This is a genomic window from uncultured Sulfitobacter sp., assembly GCF_947497275.1.
Classification (GTDB): Bacteria; Pseudomonadota; Alphaproteobacteria; order Rhodobacterales; family Rhodobacteraceae; genus Sulfitobacter.
Window position 1 is genome coordinate 1 of the sequence record NZ_CANMFS010000017.1, and the last position, 18,581, is coordinate 18,581.

Here is an 18,581-nt window from a genome sequence, read left to right on the forward strand (position 1 = left end):
TCTTGCCGTGGTCAACGTGGCCGATCGTGCCGATGTTGACGTGCGGTTTGTTACGTTCGAACTTTGCCTTTGCCATGGTATTGGCTCCTTAATGTTCAATGTCGTGTAGGGCGGCGCGCGAAATTATCGCGCGCCATCCGGGTTAAGCGAATTTGGCCTGGATCTCGTCGGAGATGTTTTGTGGCACGGCCTCGTAGTGATCGAACTGCATGGTGAAGTTCGCACGTCCCGAAGACATCGACCGCAACGTGTTGATGTAGCCGAACATGTTCGCCAGCGGCACGAAACAGTCGATCGCAATCGCGTTACCGCGTGTGTCCTGTCCCTGCACCTGACCGCGACGCGATGTCAGATCGCCGATAATGCCGCCGGTGTATTCTTCCGGTGTGACAACTTCGACTTTCATGATCGGTTCGAGCATCTTGGCGCCCGCCTTCTTCATGCCTTCGCGCATACCCATGCGGGCCGCGATTTCAAACGCCAGAACGGAGGAGTCCACATCGTGGAACTTGCCGTCGATCAGAGCGACCTTGAAGTCGATGACCGGGAAGCCCGCAAGGGGTCCGGAGTCCAGAACCGACTTAATGCCTTTTTCGACACCTGGGATGTATTCCTTGGGAACGGCACCACCAACGATGCGGCTTTCGAAGGAATAGCCTTCGCCCGGCTCGGTCGGCATCAGGATCATCTTCACCTCGGCAAACTGACCGGAACCGCCGGACTGTTTCTTGTGAGTGTAGGTGATTTCGGCTTCGCGAGAGATCGTCTCGCGGTAGGCCACCTGCGGCGCACCGATGTTGGCTTCGACCTTGAATTCACGCTTGAGACGGTCCACCAGAATATCGAGGTGAAGTTCGCCCATGCCCTTCATGATGGTCTGACCGGACTCAAGATCGGTTTCCACGCGGAAGGAAGGATCTTCGGCGGCCAGACGCGCCAGACCTGCGGACATCTTCTCTTGGTCGGCCTTTGTCTTTGGCTCGACCGCGATTTCGATGACCGGATCGGGGAACGTCATGGTTTCCAGAACAACCGGATCGTTGACGGCGCAAAGCGTGTCACCGGTCGTGGTGTCCTTCAGGCCAGCCAATGCGATGATGTCGCCGGCCCATGCTTCCTGAATTTCCTCGCGATCGTTCGAGTGCATCATCATCATACGACCGACGCGCTCTTTCTTGCCCTTGGTCGAGTTCAAAAGCGTGTCGCCCTTGTTCAACTTGCCGGAATAGATGCGTGTGAAGGTCAACGAGCCCACGAAGGGGTCGTTCATGATTTTGAATGCAAGGCCGGAGAAGGCCATGTCATCATCCGCACGGCGCGGAATGTCGCGTGTTTCCGTCTCGTCGCCCGGTTTGAAACCCATATAGTCGACAACGTCCAGCGGGCTGGGCAGATAGTCGATCACGGCGTTGAGCAAAGGCTGAACGCCTTTGTTCTTGAACGCGGAGCCGCAGAGAACCGGAATGAACTTGATCGCCAGCGTACCCTTGCGGATCAGGCTGCGCAGCGTGTCAACGTCGGGCTCGGCGCCGTCCATCAAATAATTTTCCATCGCCTCGTCGTCCATTTCGACGGCGATCTCGATCAGGTTGGCACGCCATTCGTCGGCGGATGCCTTCAGGCTGTCGCGGATGTCGCGCTGTTCCCAGCCGGCGCCGAGGTCTTCCCCGGTCCAGACCCATTCCTTCATCGTGACCAGATCGACCAGGCCTTCAAGTTCGTTCTCGGCACCGATCGGGATCTGGATCGGCGCAGGCACGGCACCTGTGCGGTCCTTGATCATCTTGACGCAGTTGAAGAAGTCGGCGCCGATCTTGTCCATCTTGTTGACGAAAACGATCCGCGGAACCTTGTAACGGTCGGCCTGACGCCAGACGGTTTCTGTCTGTGGCTCGACACCGGCGTTAGCGTCCAGAACGGCGACGGCGCCGTCGAGAACGGCCAATGAACGCTCGACTTCGATGGTGAAGTCGACGTGGCCGGGGGTGTCGATGATGTTCATCCGGTATTTGGTGTCGGATGTCGCGTCTGCGGTCGGCTCTTCCTGACGCTGCCAGAAAGTGGTCGTCGCAGCGGATGTGATGGTAATCCCGCGCTCTTGTTCCTGCTCCATCCAGTCCATCGTGGCCGCACCGTCGTGGACCTCACCGATATTGTGGGATTTGCCGGTGTAGAACAGAATGCGCTCGGAGCACGTGGTCTTGCCGGCATCGATGTGGGCCATGATGCCGAAGTTGCGGTAGCGTTGAAGCGGATAATCGCGTGCCATTTGTAAAGCTTCCTTAGGAGGTTTTGCTTTGAAAAGGGCCATAAGCCCTATGAGAGGATGAGGCCCGGCGGTTCCGGGCCCCGATCTTGGAGGTCGGCGTGCGCCGACCGAATTACCAGCGGTAGTGGCTGAACGCCTTGTTGGCGTCGGCCATCTTGTGCGTGTCCTCACGCTTTTTAACAGCCGTGCCGCGAGACTGAACAGCGTCCAGAAGCTCGCCTGCAAGGCGCTCTTCCATCGTGTTCTCATTGCGCGCGCGGGCGGCTTTGATCAACCAGCGGATCGCCAGCGCCTGACGCCGCTCGGGGCGCACTTCGACAGGCACCTGATAGGTTGCACCACCGACGCGGCGCGAGCGCACTTCGACGGACGGCTGGATGTTGTCGAGCGCTTCGTGGAACACTTCCACGGGGGCGCGCTTGATCTTGGCTTCGACGCGGTCGAAAGCGTTGTACACGATACGCTCCGCGACCGACTTCTTGCCGTCGATCATCAGGTTGTTCATGAATTTCGTCAAAATCAGATCGCCGTATTTGGCGTCTGGCAATACTTCGCGTTTTTCAGCGGCGTGGCGGCGTGACATCTTGTTGTCTTCCTCTTGGCGGGGTGCTGCGGCAAGCGCAGCATAGTGTCAGAATGATACAGCCGGGTTTCAGCAACCCGGCGCAATGCGGGCTTACTTCGGACGCTTCGCACCGTATTTGGAGCGGCGCTGCTTGCGGTCCTTGACGCCCTGCGTATCGAGAACACCGCGCAGGATGTGGTAGCGCACACCGGGAAGGTCTTTTACGCGACCGCCGCGAATCAGGACGACGGAGTGTTCCTGAAGGTTGTGGCTTTCACCGGGGATGTAGGAGATGACTTCGAAACCGTTGGTCAGACGCACCTTGGCGACCTTACGCATTGCCGAGTTTGGCTTTTTCGGTGTGGTCGTGTAGACGCGCGTACAGACGCCACGCTTTTGCGGGCATTCCTGCAGGTGCATGGATTTCGAGTACTTGCGTTTTGGCTGGCGCGGTTTGCGGATCAGCTGCTGAATCGTTGGCATTCCGGTTTTATCCCCGTGTTGCTGTCTTGGATGCAGACGCCCGAGGCCCCTGCGGTGAATGGTGTGCTGCGCGCGTCCGTGCAGCGTGGGCGGTAGCAGATGGACCAAAGCACTATGGCCGCAACGCTTCCGTACCGGGGTAAGCGAGGCGGCTATGCTCTCAGAGGATCGGGCCAATCAAGGCGGCCTGGATCTTGACCACATGCAATATGATATGCGCATTCCGGGGCGACCCCCGTCAGCGAGATAGCGGGCGTATACGAGTTTGGCCCCGATGTGTCAACAGCCCCTCCCCCCTTGCCAAGCCTGCGGGCAGGACGGCATAGTTTCGCGAATATCATGAGTGCAGGAGCTGCCATGCAGGTTATCGGGCTTTGCCGGTTTTCCTACCCCGCGATTGGCGGTTTTCAGGTCGAACATGAAACCATCGAACAGCGTATCGCCTATCTTTACGCAGAACAGCGACTTGGAGAGCGGTTTCAACTGCTTGAAACCGTCGCCCTGCCCTGTCTTCGCGCCCAGACCGACGGTGACTTCGAACTGATCATCGTTGTCGGGGACCAGTTGCCGAAACAACATCTCGACCGGTTGCACGATCTCACCTCCGATATGCCGCAGGTGCGCATTCATGCGGAACCGCCCCGGCCCCAGCGCGAAGTGATGAAAGAGATTCTCAACGCCGCGCGCAAGGATCCCGCGCAGCCCTGTCTTCAATTCCGCTATGACGATGACGATGCCATAGCCCTCGATTTCATCGCGCGATTGCGCGCCGCTTCCAAAGACACCGAAAGCCTGACGGCGCAGCACAAGGCCGTCGCGTTCGACTGGAACAAGGGGCTGGTGGCCGAATTCGGGCCCATGGGTATCTGCGCCACCGAGATTTTCCGGCCATTCTATGTTGCGGCACTTGGCATGCAGATTCGCGGCAACAGCCCGATGACCATCATGAACTTCGCCCATGAAAAAATCAGCCGGTTCATGCCATGCGTCACCTACGCCGATCCCGTGATGTTCGTGCGCAGCCACAACTCATCGAACGACAGCCGCCAGAAAAAGGTAAAGCCCGTGCCGGTCGAGCCGTTGACCGTCGAACAACAGAAAATGCTCCGTGATCGCTTCGCCATCGACGTCGATGAAGTAAAGCGCGTGTTCGGCAAACCGTAGTCTGCGTTGCGTCGGGACTTTCTCGTTTCGCCTGCGCCGATCAACGGGTTCCACGACGCGGTCAGTTGGGTCTTATCAGCGCCGCGACAACATCCGCTCGCGGTGGAAAGTGAAGAGACCGGTGGCGATAACGATCGCCGCGCCCACAAGTGTCAACGTCCCCGGAATTTCAGAGAAGACCACAAAGCCCACGATCATCGCGACTACCAGACCCGTATAGCGGAACGGTGCGACGAAGGAGACATCGCCGGTCCGCATCACCTGAACGCTGAAGTAGTACCCGGCAAGGACGCACAGGGACGACCCGCAGATCAGCGCGGCGGACGGGCCGCTGACCGCGACCCACGGCTGCGTCAGGGATGCAAGCCCCGCGCCCGCCATCACCGCCACCGAGGTGCCCAGCGTCACCGCAAGCCCGTGAACATCGCGCGACAGGCGTCGTGTGATCAGATCGCGCACGGTGACGCCCAGCACCGCCCCGAGTGCGTAGAGCGACCAAAGTGTGAAGCCCTCCGGTCCGGGCCTGATGATCAGCAAAACGCCCCCGAACCCGACGAGAATTGCGGACATCCGCCGCCAGCCCACCGCCTCGCGGTACACCAGTGCGGATCCAAGCGTAACTGTTAGCGGAACAACCTGCATGATCGCGTTGAGGTTGCCCAAGGGCATGTTAAACAAGGCGTTCAGAAAGAAATACGCGGTCACGACCTCGGCCACCCCGCGCAGGCTGATCAGCCACAGATCCGCTGTCGACGGCATCTTGCGCAGCGCGCCCAAGCTGTGCGCGAGCAGGAATATCAGCAAGGTCGCCAAGGTGCCGCGCAGAAAGATGAGCTGAAACAGCGGTACGGCACCGCCCGTGAGCTTGAGAAACGTATCGTTCATGACGAACGCGATCATCGAGGCCATCATCAGCACGGCGCCGGCAGTGTTGGGAGACATATTCAATTCCTGTGCATGCCTTACCTTTGGCCGATCTACATGTCACAGGCAATGGGCAACGCGCGCGAGGTTATTGCGGAAATCCGGGCGCAAGCGTTGGCTGGAGCAATTGAACCAAAGCCAGAGCAGCGCCAGTTTTGCCCGCCTGCCCTGCCAATTCAAATTTTCGGCTGATGCCATCTGACCACTTGGCTTTCGGAAAGCAATCAGGGGAACAGGATGCGTTCTGTGATTGCTTCTCCGCCCGAACTGATGATTATTCACGGACGAGGAGGGCTAAGCGGTAACGGACCGTAATACGCAAGATACACAGCACTTTTCGGAATACCGCGGGGCCACCAAAACGTCATATATTGGTCTGGTAGGTCTTTGTTGAAAACTTCACAACCGAGGCGGATCGTTTTCAGTTGAGGCAACAGGCTTGCCGGAATGGTGGTCGGTGGGCTTGCCTTGAGGCGCTGAAAGATCGGATCATTCTTCGGGGTTGGTCCACATGCGACCCATAGCAAACCCGCTGCTAGCAAGAAGAAATTCTTGATCCGGTCCCCGTCGATCTAGCGGCGGCAGGAAGCAGAAGGCCGGTTTGAAACGCGACGGGCGGGTACGAAGCCGGATCTGCGGTTCGGGATTTTGCGTCTGCCAAAGAAAAACCCCCGCGTCGGCTAGGACGCGGGGGTTTCTTTTTCAGGTCAAGATGTCACGCGATCAGTCGCGGCTTTCCTCGTCGATCATGGGCGAGCGGTCGAACACGTCGCCGCCGACCACGTCGTCGTCGGCTTCCGAAGGATCGGGTGCGGCCAGACGTGCTGCCTCTTCCGCCTCTATCCGGCGCGCTTCGATCACTACATTGTCGCGGTCCTGTGCCACGCGGCGCATCTGCTGGGTTGCCCCACCGGTGCCCGCAGGGATCAGACGTCCCACGATGACGTTCTCTTTCAGGCCGACCAGCTTGTCGCGCTTGCCCTGTACCGATGCCTCGGTCAGAACCCGCGTGGTTTCCTGGAACGACGCCGCCGAGATGAAGCTGCGGGTTTGCAGCGATGCCTTGGTGATGCCCAGCAGGATCGGTTCGCCCTTGGCCGGGCGACCTTTCTTCGACAGCGCCTTTGCGTTGGCCGCGTCGAATTCCTGCTTGTCCACATGTTCGCCTTTCAGCAGCGTGGTGTCTCCGCTCTCTTGGATCTCCCACTTCTGCAGCATCTGGCGCACGATGACTTCGATGTGCTTGTCGTTGATCTTCACACCTTGCAGGCGATAGACGTCCTGCACCTCGTCGATCATGTAATCCGCCAGCGCTTCGACACCCATGATGGCAAGGATGTCATGCGGCGCCGGGTTGCCATCCATGATGTAGTCACCCTTGTTGACAAAATCGCCTTCCGCCACCGGGATGTGCTTGCCCTTGGGCACCATGTACTCGACCTTATGATCCGGATCTTCGGAGGACTCGATCGCGATGCGGCGCTTGTTCTTGTAGTCCTTGCCGAACCGCACATAGCCGTCGATTTCCGCGATGATGGCGTTGTCCTTTGGGCGACGTGCCTCAAAGAGTTCGGCCACACGCGGCAGACCACCGGTGATGTCCTTGGTCTTGGCACCTTCGCGCGGGATCCGGGCGATGACATCGCCGGCCTGCACTTCGTTGCCATCCTCGACGGACAGAACCGCATCCACCGACATCGGATAGGTGATCGGATTACCTGCATCGTTGCGTACAGGTTCCCCGTCTTCGCCGACCAGAATGATCTCGGGCTTGAGCTCGTTGCCCTTGGGGGCCGCGCGCCAGTCAATCACGATCTTCTGCGTCATACCGGTCGCATCATCCGTCTCGTCCTTGACGGCGATACCGGACACGAGGTCAACATGCTTGGCTGTACCGGCCGCTTCGGCGATGATCGGCAGGGTATAGGGATCCCATTCATAAAGCTTGTCACCGCGTACGATGTCCTGGCCTTCCTTGACGAAAAGCTTGGTCCCGTAACCCACCTTATGGCTTGCGCGCTCTTCACCGTTCTCGTCGATGATCAGCATCTTCATGTTGCGGCCCATCACCATCGTCTCGCCCGAGGAGTTCTCCAGTGTCGAGGCGTTCTCGAACTGGATCTTGCCGGCCTGACCGGCTTCCTGGAAGGACTGCTGGCCACCCTGCGCAACGCCGCCGATGTGGAACGTCCGCATCGTCAGCTGTGTGCCCGGCTCGCCGATGGATTGCGCGGCGATGATGCCCACCGCTTCGCCCTGGTTCACCAAAGTGCCGCGTGCAAGGTCGCGCCCGTAGCACATGGCACAGACGCCCTCTTCGGCTTCGCAAGTCAACGGCGAACGGATCCGCGCCGAGGCGACGTTTGCCTCGTCGATGAGATCCGACAGACGCTCGTCGATGATGGTGCCCGCCGTTGCGATCACTTCGTCGGTACCCGGACGCAGAACGTCGTCGGCCACGACACGGCCCAGCATACGTTCGGCCAAAGACGAGACGACTTCGCCATCGTTGACGGCCGCCGTCGCAGTGATTGCTGTTTCGGTGCCACAATCGTGCATGCGTACGATGCAGTCCTGCGCCACGTCCACCAGACGACGTGTCAGATACCCGGAGTTCGCCGTTTTCAAAGCGGTGTCCGACAGACCCTTGCGCGCGCCGTGAGTCGAGTTGAAGTATTCAAGAACGGTCAAGCCTTCCTTGAAGTTCGAGATGATCGGTGTCTCGATAATGTCGCCGTTCGGCTTGGCCATCAGGCCGCGCATGCCGCCCAGCTGCTTCATCTGTGTCACCGACCCACGGGCACCGGAGTGCGCCATCATGTAGACCGAGTTCGGCTCCTGCTCGGACCCGTCTTCGGCATATGTCGTATCGGAGATCGACTGCATCATCGCCGCCGTCACCTTGTCGTTACACTTCGACCAGGCATCGACCACTTTGTTGTACTTTTCGCCCTGGGTGATCAGGCCGTCCATGTACTGCTGTTCGAAATCCTTGACCTGCTCGCGGGTGTCCTCGACAAGATCCCACTTGGTTTCTGGGATCAGCATGTCGTCCTTGCCGAACGAAATACCGGCCTTGAATGCCTCCCGGAAGCCCATCGTCATGATCTGGTCACAGAAAATGACCGACTCTTTCTGACCGCAATAGCGGTAGACGGTGTCGATGACCTGCTGCACTTCCTTCTTGCGCAGCAGACGGTTGACCAGATCAAACGGTGCTTTCGCATTCAGCGGCAGCAGCGCACCGAGGCGAACGCGGCCCGGTGTCGTGTCGAAACGCACCATGACTTCATTGCCTTCATTGTCGATTTGCTTGATCCGCGCCTTGATCTTGGCATGCAGATGCACTTCGCCAGCGTCGAGCGCATGCTGCACTTCGTCGACGGTGCCAAAGACTTTGCCTTGGCCTTTCATGCCCTCACGCTCAAGCGTGACGTAGTAGAGACCCAAAATCATATCCTGCGAAGGAACGATGATCGGCGCGCCGTTGGCGGGCGACAGCACGTTGTTCGTGGACATCATCAAGACGCGCGCTTCAAGTTGCGCTTCGAGGCTCAAAGGCACGTGAACGGCCATTTGGTCGCCGTCGAAGTCGGCGTTGAAGGCCGAACAAACCAGAGGGTGAAGCTGAATTGCCTTGCCTTCGATGAGGACCGGTTCGAACGCCTGAATACCAAGACGGTGCAGCGTCGGCGCACGGTTCAGCATGACGGGGTGTTCGCGGATTACCTCATCGAGGATGTCCCAAACCTCGGGACGTTCCTTTTCGACCAGCTTCTTGGCTTGCTTGACTGTTGAAGAAAGACCTTTGGCTTCCAGCCGCGAGTAGATGAACGGCTTGAACAGTTCCAACGCCATCTTCTTGGGCAAACCGCACTGATGCAGCTTCAGCTCAGGACCCGTCACAATGACCGAACGACCCGAGAAGTCGACGCGCTTGCCCAGAAGGTTCTGACGGAAACGGCCCTGCTTGCCTTTCAGCATGTCGGACAGCGATTTCAACGGGCGCTTGTTGGCACCCGTGATCACGCGGCCACGGCGACCGTTGTCGAACAAGGCGTCGACGGATTCCTGCAACATCCGCTTTTCGTTGCGTACGATGATATCGGGCGCGCGCAGCTCGATCAGGCGCTTCAGACGGTTGTTGCGGTTGATGACACGGCGGTACAGATCGTTGAGATCGGACGTCGCAAACCGGCCCCCGTCCAGCGGCACGAGAGGGCGCAGCTCCGGCGGGATCACGGGGATCACTGTCATGACCATCCACTCCGGACGGTTGCCGGATTCGAGGAACGATTCGACCACTTTAAGACGCTTGATAATCTTCTTCGGCTTCAACTCACCGGTGGCTTCTTTCAGCTCTTCGCGCAGCTGGTCCGCTTCGGCCTCAAGATCGATGGCGGCCAGCATTTCGCGGATCGCTTCGGCGCCGATGTTCGCTGTGAAAGCGTCCATGCCATAGGCGTCCTGCGCGTCCATGTACTCTTCTTCAGTCATCATCTGACCGTAGGTGAGGTCCGTCAGCCCGGGTTCGATCACGACGTAGTTTTCGAAATACAGAACCCGCTCAAGATCGCGCAACGTCATGTCCAACATAAGGCCGATGCGGCTTGGCAGCGACTTGAGGAACCAGATGTGCGCGACAGGCGAGGCCAGCTCGATATGACCCATCCGCTCGCGGCGGACCTTCTGCAGGGTAACTTCCACGCCGCATTTCTCGCATACAACGCCGCGGTATTTCATACGCTTGTATTTGCCGCACAGACATTCGTAGTCCTTGATGGGCCCAAAGATGCGCGCGCAGAACAACCCGTCCCGCTCCGGCTTAAACGTACGGTAGTTGATGGTTTCGGGTTTCTTGATCTCACCGAAAGACCAGCTGAGGATCCGCTCCGGTGAGGCCAGCGAAACCTTGATTTCGTCGAATACCTTGGGCGGCGTAAGCGGGTTGAACGGGTTGTTTGTCAGTTCCTGGTTCATCTTCAATCCTTAGATTTATTCTCGAAAGCGATGGAGAAGGGGCGCGATTTTTGGCAAAAATCGGCCCGGAATTTTCTGAAAATTCCGGTTATGCCCTCACTCTTCTTCCTCCGCATCCAGGAGTTCCATGTTCAGGCCGAGGCCGCGGACTTCTTTGACGAGCACATTGAACGATTCCGGAATACCGGCCTCAAAGTTGTCCTCGCCCTTGACGATGCTTTCGTACACTTTCGTACGACCTGCCACGTCATCCGATTTTACCGTCAGCATTTCCTGCAAGGTATAAGCGGCACCGTAGGCTTCAAGCGCCCAGACCTCCATCTCTCCAAAGCGCTGACCACCGAACTGTGCTTTACCGCCCAACGGTTGTTGGGTGACGAGCGAGTATGGTCCGGTCGACCGCGCGTGGATCTTGTCGTCGACAAGGTGGTGCAGTTTCAGCAGGTATTTTACGCCAACCGTCACTTTACGGCTGAATTGCTCGCCGGTGCGCCCGTCAAAGAGAACAGACTGTCCGGACGTGTCGAACCCGGCCCGCGCGAGACTGTCGTTGACATCCGCTTCCTTCGCGCCGTCAAAGACAGGGGTCGCGATCGGGACACCGCGCGTCACGTTGCCCGCTGCCTCGACCAACATGTCTTCGTCCATGCCTTCGATACCCTCGTCGTAGACATCGTCGCCATAGGCCAGCTTCATCGCCTCGCGCACCGGGGTTAGATCACCCGAACGCTTGAACTCCTGAAGCGCCTCGTCGACATTGATACCCAGACCGCGCGCGGCCCAGCCCATATGTGTTTCGAGGATTTGACCGACGTTCATCCGCGACGGCACGCCCAGCGGGTTAAGACAGAAATCAACCGGTGTACCGTCCGCAAGGAACGGCATGTCCTCCATCGGAACCACCTTGGAAATCACACCCTTGTTCCCGTGACGTCCGGCCATCTTGTCGCCCGGCTGCAGCTTGCGCTTCACCGCCACGAACACTTTGACCATCTTCATCACACCTGGGGGCAGATCGTCGCCGCGGCGCACTTTCTCGACCTTGTCTTCGAACCGCGCATCGAGTGTCCGCTTCTGGATCTCGTACTGTTCATTCAGGGCTTCCACAATCTTCGCATCGTCCTCGTCTTCAAGGGCGAGCTGCCACCATTGGCCGCGTGTCAGCACGTCGTCCAGCATTTCCTCGGTGATCTGGCTGTTGGGCTTCACGCCTTTCGGGCCTTTCACAGCAACCTTACCAAGGATCATCTCGCGCAAACGCGCGTAGATGTTCCGATCAAGGATTGCCAGTTCGTCGTCCCGGTCACGGGCAAGACGTTCGACTTCTTCCCGTTCGATCTGGAGCGCACGTTCGTCTTTTTCAACGCCGTGGCGGTTGAATACACGTACCTCAACGACCGTACCGAAATCGCCGGGCTTCACCCGCAGCGATGTATCGCGCACATCGGACGCTTTCTCACCGAAGATGGCGCGGAGGAGTTTTTCTTCCGGCGTCATGGGGCTTTCGCCCTTCGGTGTGATTTTCCCCACGAGGATATCGCCCGGCTCCACATCCGCGCCGATGTACACGATGCCCGCCTCGTCGAGGTTGCGCAACGCTTCTTCACCGACGTTTGGAATGTCGCGTGTGATTTCCTCTGGACCAAGCTTGGTGTCACGGGCAGCGACTTCGAATTCCTCGATATGGATCGAGGTGAAGACGTCGTCTCGGCTGACGCGTTCGGAGATCAGGATGGAGTCCTCGTAGTTGTAGCCGTTCCAAGGCATGAACGCGACAACGACGTTCTTGCCAAGTGCCAGCTCACCCATATCCGTGGAAGGACCGTCCGCGATCACTTGACCCTTGGTGACCGTATCACCCACTTTCACCAGCGGACGCTGGTTGATGCAGGTGTTCTGGTTGGATCGCTGGAATTTGCGCATGCGGTAGATGTCCACGCCCGCATCGCCCAGCTCGAGGTCTTCCGTGGCCCGGATCACGATGCGCGTCGCGTCAACCTGGTCAATTACGCCCGCCCGCTTGGCCATATAGGCCGCGCCGGAATCTCGTGCGACAACCTCTTCGATGCCCGTCCCGACCAGCGGCGCTTCGGCTTGCAAGAGTGGCACCGCCTGACGTTGCATGTTCGACCCCATGAGGGCGCGGTTGGCGTCGTCGTTTTCAAGGAACGGGATGAGGGACGCCGCAACCGACACCAACTGCTTGGGCGAAACGTCGATCAGATCGACATTCTCGCTTGGCGCGAGCGTATAGTCACCCGATTGGCGGGTGGAGACCAGATCGTTGACAAATTTCATATTGCCGTCGAGGTTCGCGTTCGCCTGAGCCACAGTGTGACGCATCTCTTCGGTCGCGGACATGTAGTGAACCTCGTCCGTGACAATGGAATCCTTGACCACGCGATAGGGCGTTTCGATGAAGCCATACTTGTTCACACGGGCAAAGGTTGCCAGCGAGTTGATCAGACCGATGTTCGGGCCTTCAGGCGTTTCAATCGGACACATCCGACCATAGTGGGTCGGGTGCACGTCGCGCACCTCAAATCCGGCACGCTCGCGTGTCAAACCACCTGGCCCAAGCGCGGAAAGGCGGCGCTTGTGAGTCACTTCGGACAGCGGGTTAGTCTGGTCCATGAACTGCGACAGCTGCGAAGAGCCAAAGAACTCACGGACAGCCGCCGCGGCCGGCTTGGCGTTAATAAGGTCTTGCGGCATGACCGTGTCGATCTCGACGGAAGACATGCGCTCCTTGATCGCGCGCTCCATGCGCAGCAGGCCGACACGGTACTGGTTTTCCATCAATTCGCCAACGGACCGCACGCGGCGGTTGCCAAGGTGGTCGATGTCGTCGATGTCACCGCGCCCGTCGCGCAGATCCACCAGAGCCTTGATGCAGGCCACGATATCGGCACGGTCCAGCGTGCGCTGCGTATCTTCCTTGTCGAGGTTGAGCCGCATGTTCATCTTGACGCGACCGACGGCGGACAAATCATAACGTTCGGAATCGAAGAACAGCGTGTCGAACAGGTTCGACGCGGCTTCGACTGTGGGCGGCTCGCCCGGGCGCATGACGCGGTAGATGTCCATGAGCGCGGTGTCACGGTTCATGTTCTTGTCGTTCGCCATCGTGTTGCGCATGTAGGGACCGACATTGATGTTGTCGATATCGAGCAGCGGGATGTCAGTGATGCCGGCATCGACCAGCTCTTTCGCTGTGCCGCCGATCAATTCGCCGCCCTTGTCGTACTCAAGCGTCAACTCATCGCCCGCTTCGACATAGATTGCGCCGGTCTCTTCGTTGATAATATCCTTGGCGACGAACTTGCCCTGAATGTGCTCGAATGGCAGCAAGAGCTCCTTCACTTCGCCTTCGTCGATCAGTTTCTTGACCGCGCGAGGCGTGACTTTCTTGCCGGATTCAAACAGAACCTCACCGGACGCCGCATCCACGATATCATAGGTCGGACGGGTGCCGCGTACACGTTCCGGGAAGAACGGCGCAACCCAGCCTTTGCCCTTCTCAAGGCGATAGGTCACGGTGTTGTAATAAGCATCCATGATCGCTTCCTGGTCCAGGCCCAGCGCATACAGCAGGGTGGTCACAGGCAGCTTGCGGCGGCGGTCGATGCGCGCGAAAACGATGTCCTTCGCGTCGAATTCGAAGTCCAGCCACGAACCACGGTAGGGGATGATCCGGCAGGCGAACAGCAGTTTGCCCGAGGAGTGCGTCTTGCCCTTGTCGTGGTCAAAGAACACGCCGGGCGAGCGGTGCATCTGGGACACGATCACGCGCTCGGTGCCGTTCACGATGAACGTCCCGTTAGGTGTCATCAAGGGCATATCACCCATGAACACATCCTGCTCCTTGATGTCCTTGACCGATTTTGCGCCAGTATCTTCGTCCACATCGAACACAATCAGCCTCAGGGTCACCTTCAGCGGGGCCGAATAGGTCATGTCGCGTTGCTGGCATTCCTCGACGTCGTACTTCGGCTTCTCAAGCTCGTACTTGACGTATTCCAGAACGGAGGTCTCGTTAAAATCCTTGATCGGGAAAACCGACTGGAACACACCCTGAATGCCATCCCCATCAGTGGGGGTCTCCGCATCGCCGGAGTTCAGGAACAGGTCGTATGAGGATTTCTGGACCTCGATGAGGTTCGGCATTTCCAGAACTTCGCGGATTTTGCCGTAGTATTTACGCAGACGCTTCTGGCCAAGGAAGGATTGTGCCATGTGTCGTGTCACCTTTCGTGTCTCTTGCCGGATGCGCCATCGCCGGGGCCGCGATGCACACCCATAAGAGGGGATATGTCCGATCAATGCTGGAATGCGTCCCACCGCACCCCTTCCGACCCTTGGACCTCTCCAGAAAGACACTCGATCATAGAGCGCCTTTCAAGACAGGTACGGCTGGACAGAGCATCGGCTCCATCCAGCCAAACGTTTCTGCGGGATCCGGAATTTTTCTGAAAATTCCGACCCGGTTTTTGATACAAAAACCGAGCCCCGTTGCAGCGGCTTAAGCCAGTTCGACTTCCGCGCCTGCTGCTTCCAGCTTCGCTTTGACGTCTTCAGCTTCGGCTTTGTCGACGCCTTCCTTGATCTTGCCGCCAGCTTCGACCAGATCCTTGGCTTCTTTCAGACCAAGACCGGTAATGCCGCGAACTTCCTTGATCACGTTAATTTTGGACGCGCCGGCGTTCTTCAGAACGACGTCGAATTCCGTTTTCTCTTCCTCGGCGGAACCACCTTCGGCAGGACCGGCCATCATCACTGCACCGCCAGCTGCGGGCTCGATGCCGTACTCATCTTTGAGGATTGTCTTGAGTTCTTGTGCTTCAAGCAGTGTCAGACCAACGATCTCTTCTGCCAGTTTTTTCAGATCAGCCATGTTTTAGCTCTTTCCGTTAACGATATGTGTGTTCCAACGTGTTGTTTCAACCAGCACGCCGATTTGACGGTATTGTCGCTTACGCAGCCTTGTCTTCGATCGTCGACAAGATAGATGCGATGTTGCTTGCAGGTGCGCCAATGGCGCCGGCGATATTGGAACCGGGTGCGCCCAGCATGCCCGCGATCGTGGAGATAAGCTCCTCGCGCGAAGGCATTTTGGACACGGCTTCCACACCGGCGACGTCCAACGCATTCTCACCCATGGCTCCGCCGAGGATCACCAACTTGGGGTTTTCCTTGGAGAATTCCTGAGCAACCTTGGCCGCGGCCACAGGATCCTCAGAGTAGGTCAGAACGGTCATACCCGTCAGAAGGTCAGCAATGCTTTCACATGGCTTGCCCTCAAGGGCGATCTTGGCGAGCCTGTTTTTGGCAACACGCACAGATCCGCCAGCCGCGCGTGCGCGCGCCCGAAGATCCTGCATTTCGGCGACTGTCAAACCGACGTAGTGGGCTACCACAACGACGCCAGAGCTTTCAAAGATCTGGCCGAGTTCGTCGACCAGCTGTTCTTTTTGTGCTCTATCCACAGTTTCACTCCAAAGTTTTCGGAGGTGTGACCCCCCGGGCTCGTTTCGTTGGGCGAATGCCCAACAGCGGGTCCATACGGGTCCTTCCCAAGACCGTCCGAGAGCGTGGCTCACGAAAAGTCGCAGTCATTCCCCGTCTCAGGCAGGAATTATGGTCCGGTTCCCCGCACCACCCGCCATCTCGGACGAAGCGCAAAAAGCGCACGACGAATCGTACGCTTGGATGCAAGGGTTGAATTAGTCGGATTGGTGGGGAATGCCAACAGCAAATCGGAAGTTTTTCGGAAACAGCCGCGTGATCCCACGATACCAGCGGCGCTCCCGATCTCCAAACACTTTATGCAATCGGCACGTCATACCCACGCCCATAAAAAACGGGCGCCCCCGAAGGAACGCCCGTTCATCAATGATACGCCAGCTTACTCGGCGTTTGCGTTGTCGATCGAAACCGTCAAACCAGGACCCATTGTCGAGCTCAATGCAATCTTGTTCATGTAAGACCCTTTTGCACCGGCTGGCTTGGCTTTGGCGACCGCACCCACGAAGGCGCGGATGTTCTCGACAAGCTTGGCCTCGTCAAAAGAGGCCTTGCCTACACCCGCGTGCACGACGCCGCCTTTTTCAGCGCGAAACTGGACTTCGCCACCTTTCGCTGCCTTAACGGCTGCCTCGATGTCCATCGTCACCGTGCCGACCTTGGGGTTCGGCATCAGGTTGCGCGGCCCCAGAACTTTACCCAAACGGCCGACGATCGGCATCATGTCGGGTGTCGCGATGCACCGGTCGAAATCGATCTTGCCCGACTGTACCGTTTCCATCAGATCCTCGGCACCGACGATGTCGGCACCTGCGGCTGTCGCCTCGTCCGCCTTGGCACCCCGCGCAAAGACAGCGACGCGCACGTCTTTGCCTGTGCCGTTGGGCAGGCCGACAACACCCCGAACCATCTGATCCGCGTGACGCGGATCGATGCCGAGGTTCATGGCGATCTCGACGGTTTCGTCGAATTTGGCGCTTGCGTTCGTCTTGATCAGCGATACCGCTTCTTCGACCGACAGGTTCTCTTTGCCTGCGAATGCTTCGCGCGCGGCGGTTGTGCGTTTTCCGTGCTTTGCCATCTTACTTTACCTCGATGCCCATGGACCGTGCAGAGCCCAGAATGATCTTCATCGCCGCTTCCACGTCGTTCGCGCTCAGATCGGCGGCTTTCGCCTCGGCGATCTCGCGCAGCTGCTTGGTGGTGACGGTGCCGACGGTTTCACGGCTCGGCGTTTTCGCACCGGAATTGATCTTGGCCGCTTTTTTCAGGTAATAGGACGCGGGGGGCGTCTTGATGTCCATGGTAAAGGACTTGTCCTGATAATAGCTGATCACGGTCGGGCACGGCGCACCTGGCTCCATGTCCGCAGTCTTGGCGTTGAACGCCTTGCAGAATTCCATGATGTTGATCCCGCGCTGACCCAGCGCTGGCCCTACGGGGGGGGACGGGTTCGCTTGGCCCGCTTTGACTTGCAACTTCATCGTACCGACGAGTTTCTTGGCCATTGGCCTTCTCCTATTCCAACGCCTCCGGGACGCGTCCCTCGGGCCATGTGTTGTGTGGTCCGGGTGACGTGCCGCGGCACGCGCGCCTCCCACATGAGTGAGTCGCCCGTGGGCAACTTGGACCCGATACCGATATGGGGTGCATAATGCAAGCAATGGTTGGTGAGAGTGGCGAATGGCGGCTTGGAGCCCAGTCTGGACGCCGCACCTTCAAATTGTCAAACAGGCAAGTTACCCGACTCGACGCTTGCAGAATTGGAATTTCCTTTCCTATGATCATGCTGTAATTAAAAACAGAAAACTAATCTTGGCCTCTTAAAATGTATTGGGTTTTAATTCTAATTTGGGTTCTCTCGATAGCCAGCAGGTTCTTTTTTGTTGACGTCGACATTGACGGTTTCAGATACCAAGCTTGGTTGACGGGCGAACACTACCGCGACTTAGCTCACGGGGTTTGGGGCTTACAGTATTTTGGCCTTCATATTCTTGCTGAGTTATGCGTGGTGATTTGGGTTGCCAGCGCCCTCAACAACCGAATTGACAAGGCGAAAAAGCATAGCTTATTGCTGCCGCTTTTCGGGTTGATTGTTCTCGTCGGGATTCACACATCCTCATTCCGCTGGGATTCCGGATATATTTTGCAGGCAAATATATCTGGTGATAAACATGTTGTTCCGTGGCGATACGCTCCGTATTTGCAGTACGCGCAAACCGGCAAACCGCAGCTTAAGATTAGTTTGGAGCTCCCCGGCTACCACGCCAAGCATGGGCAAAGACCGCCAAGAGAGAACAGTCTGTTACTGAGAGTTATCAAGAGCAAAGACACAAGCATCTTCGAGCGTCCTCGCCCTTCAATCGAAAAGGCAACTTGTATAAAGGAAATTGCTAATCGCTATTGCGGTTTCTCGTCTGACGGGTTTGCGTATCTCGTGCATCATCGAACAGGCAGACCCGGCTCGATACACCTTTACCCCACGTTGGAGGACTTGCAGCAAGAAATTCCGTTAGTTTTCGACTCTTTTATCAAACAGTAAGTTCTTTTTGCCATGGCGGAACAATGTATTGGTGGCCGACGTGTGACTGCAATCGGCAACGATAGCCTCGTCCGCAAAGCGGACCTCCGCCTGCGGCAATCTCTGGACCCCGATTTGGCCTTACCAAAAGA

General features: G+C 57.9%; 12 protein-coding genes. 2 read left to right on the plus strand and 10 right to left on the minus strand.

What is annotated here, in order from left to right:
• Positions 1–142 precede the first annotated feature (142 nt).
• The 3 genes from fusA to rpsL form a co-directional block, all read right to left on the minus strand.
• Positions 143–2,269 carry an elongation factor G gene (fusA, locus tag Q1A06_RS19670; protein WP_299567691.1) on the minus strand — a complete coding sequence of 709 codons (2,127 nt, stop codon included), beginning with the start codon at positions 2,267–2,269 and terminating at the stop codon, positions 143–145.
• 112 nt (positions 2,270–2,381) lie between these two features.
• Positions 2,382–2,852 (minus strand): 30S ribosomal protein S7, encoded by a 471-nt coding sequence (gene rpsG / locus Q1A06_RS19675; RefSeq protein ID WP_299567693.1) that lies wholly within the window; start codon positions 2,850–2,852, stop codon positions 2,382–2,384.
• Positions 2,853–2,945: 93 nt separating this feature from the next.
• The gene (gene rpsL / locus Q1A06_RS19680) at positions 2,946–3,317 is read right to left on the minus strand and encodes a 30S ribosomal protein S12 (RefSeq protein ID WP_025063456.1); all 372 of its coding nucleotides are present in this window, start codon (positions 3,315–3,317) and stop codon (positions 2,946–2,948) included.
• A 357-nt stretch (positions 3,318–3,674) separates the two neighbouring features.
• Here rpsL and Q1A06_RS19685 point away from each other — a divergent pair, with 357 nt between their 5' ends.
• A complete protein-coding gene (locus Q1A06_RS19685) occupies positions 3,675–4,481 on the plus strand; it encodes a putative rhamnosyl transferase (RefSeq protein ID WP_299567695.1) in 807 nt (268 codons plus the stop codon).
• A gap of 75 nt (positions 4,482–4,556) precedes the next feature.
• On the opposite strand, the gene Q1A06_RS19690 is transcribed toward Q1A06_RS19685, so the two are convergent.
• The 7 genes from Q1A06_RS19690 to rplK form a co-directional block, all read right to left on the minus strand.
• Positions 4,557–5,423 (minus strand): DMT family transporter, encoded by an 867-nt coding sequence (locus tag Q1A06_RS19690; RefSeq protein ID WP_299567697.1) that lies wholly within the window; start codon positions 5,421–5,423, stop codon positions 4,557–4,559.
• Between the two features lie 705 nt (positions 5,424–6,128).
• On the minus strand, positions 6,129–10,385 hold the full coding sequence (rpoC, locus tag Q1A06_RS19695) for a DNA-directed RNA polymerase subunit beta' (RefSeq protein ID WP_299567699.1): 4,257 nt from the start codon (positions 10,383–10,385) through the stop codon (positions 6,129–6,131).
• 96 nt (positions 10,386–10,481) lie between these two features.
• On the minus strand, positions 10,482–14,621 hold the full coding sequence (gene rpoB, locus Q1A06_RS19700) for a DNA-directed RNA polymerase subunit beta (RefSeq protein WP_299567701.1): 4,140 nt from the start codon (positions 14,619–14,621) through the stop codon (positions 10,482–10,484).
• 286 nt (positions 14,622–14,907) lie between these two features.
• Positions 14,908–15,279 (minus strand): 50S ribosomal protein L7/L12, encoded by a 372-nt coding sequence (gene rplL / locus Q1A06_RS19705; protein WP_299567703.1) that lies wholly within the window; start codon positions 15,277–15,279, stop codon positions 14,908–14,910.
• Between the two features lie 79 nt (positions 15,280–15,358).
• Positions 15,359–15,871 carry a 50S ribosomal protein L10 gene (gene rplJ, locus Q1A06_RS19710; RefSeq protein WP_299567705.1) on the minus strand — a complete coding sequence of 171 codons (513 nt, stop codon included), beginning with the start codon at positions 15,869–15,871 and terminating at the stop codon, positions 15,359–15,361.
• A 419-nt stretch (positions 15,872–16,290) separates the two neighbouring features.
• Positions 16,291–16,989, minus strand: a complete 699-nt coding sequence (rplA, locus tag Q1A06_RS19715; protein ID WP_299567707.1) for a 50S ribosomal protein L1 — start codon at positions 16,987–16,989, stop codon at positions 16,291–16,293.
• Position 16,990: 1 nt separating this feature from the next.
• Entirely contained in the window at positions 16,991–17,416 is a 426-nt protein-coding gene (gene rplK, locus Q1A06_RS19720; RefSeq protein WP_093925388.1) for a 50S ribosomal protein L11, read from the minus strand.
• Between the two features lie 320 nt (positions 17,417–17,736).
• On the opposite strand from rplK, the gene Q1A06_RS19725 reads away from it, so the two are divergent.
• Positions 17,737–18,450, plus strand: a complete 714-nt coding sequence (locus tag Q1A06_RS19725; protein WP_299567712.1) for a hypothetical protein — start codon at positions 17,737–17,739, stop codon at positions 18,448–18,450.
• Positions 18,451–18,581 lie beyond the last annotated feature (131 nt).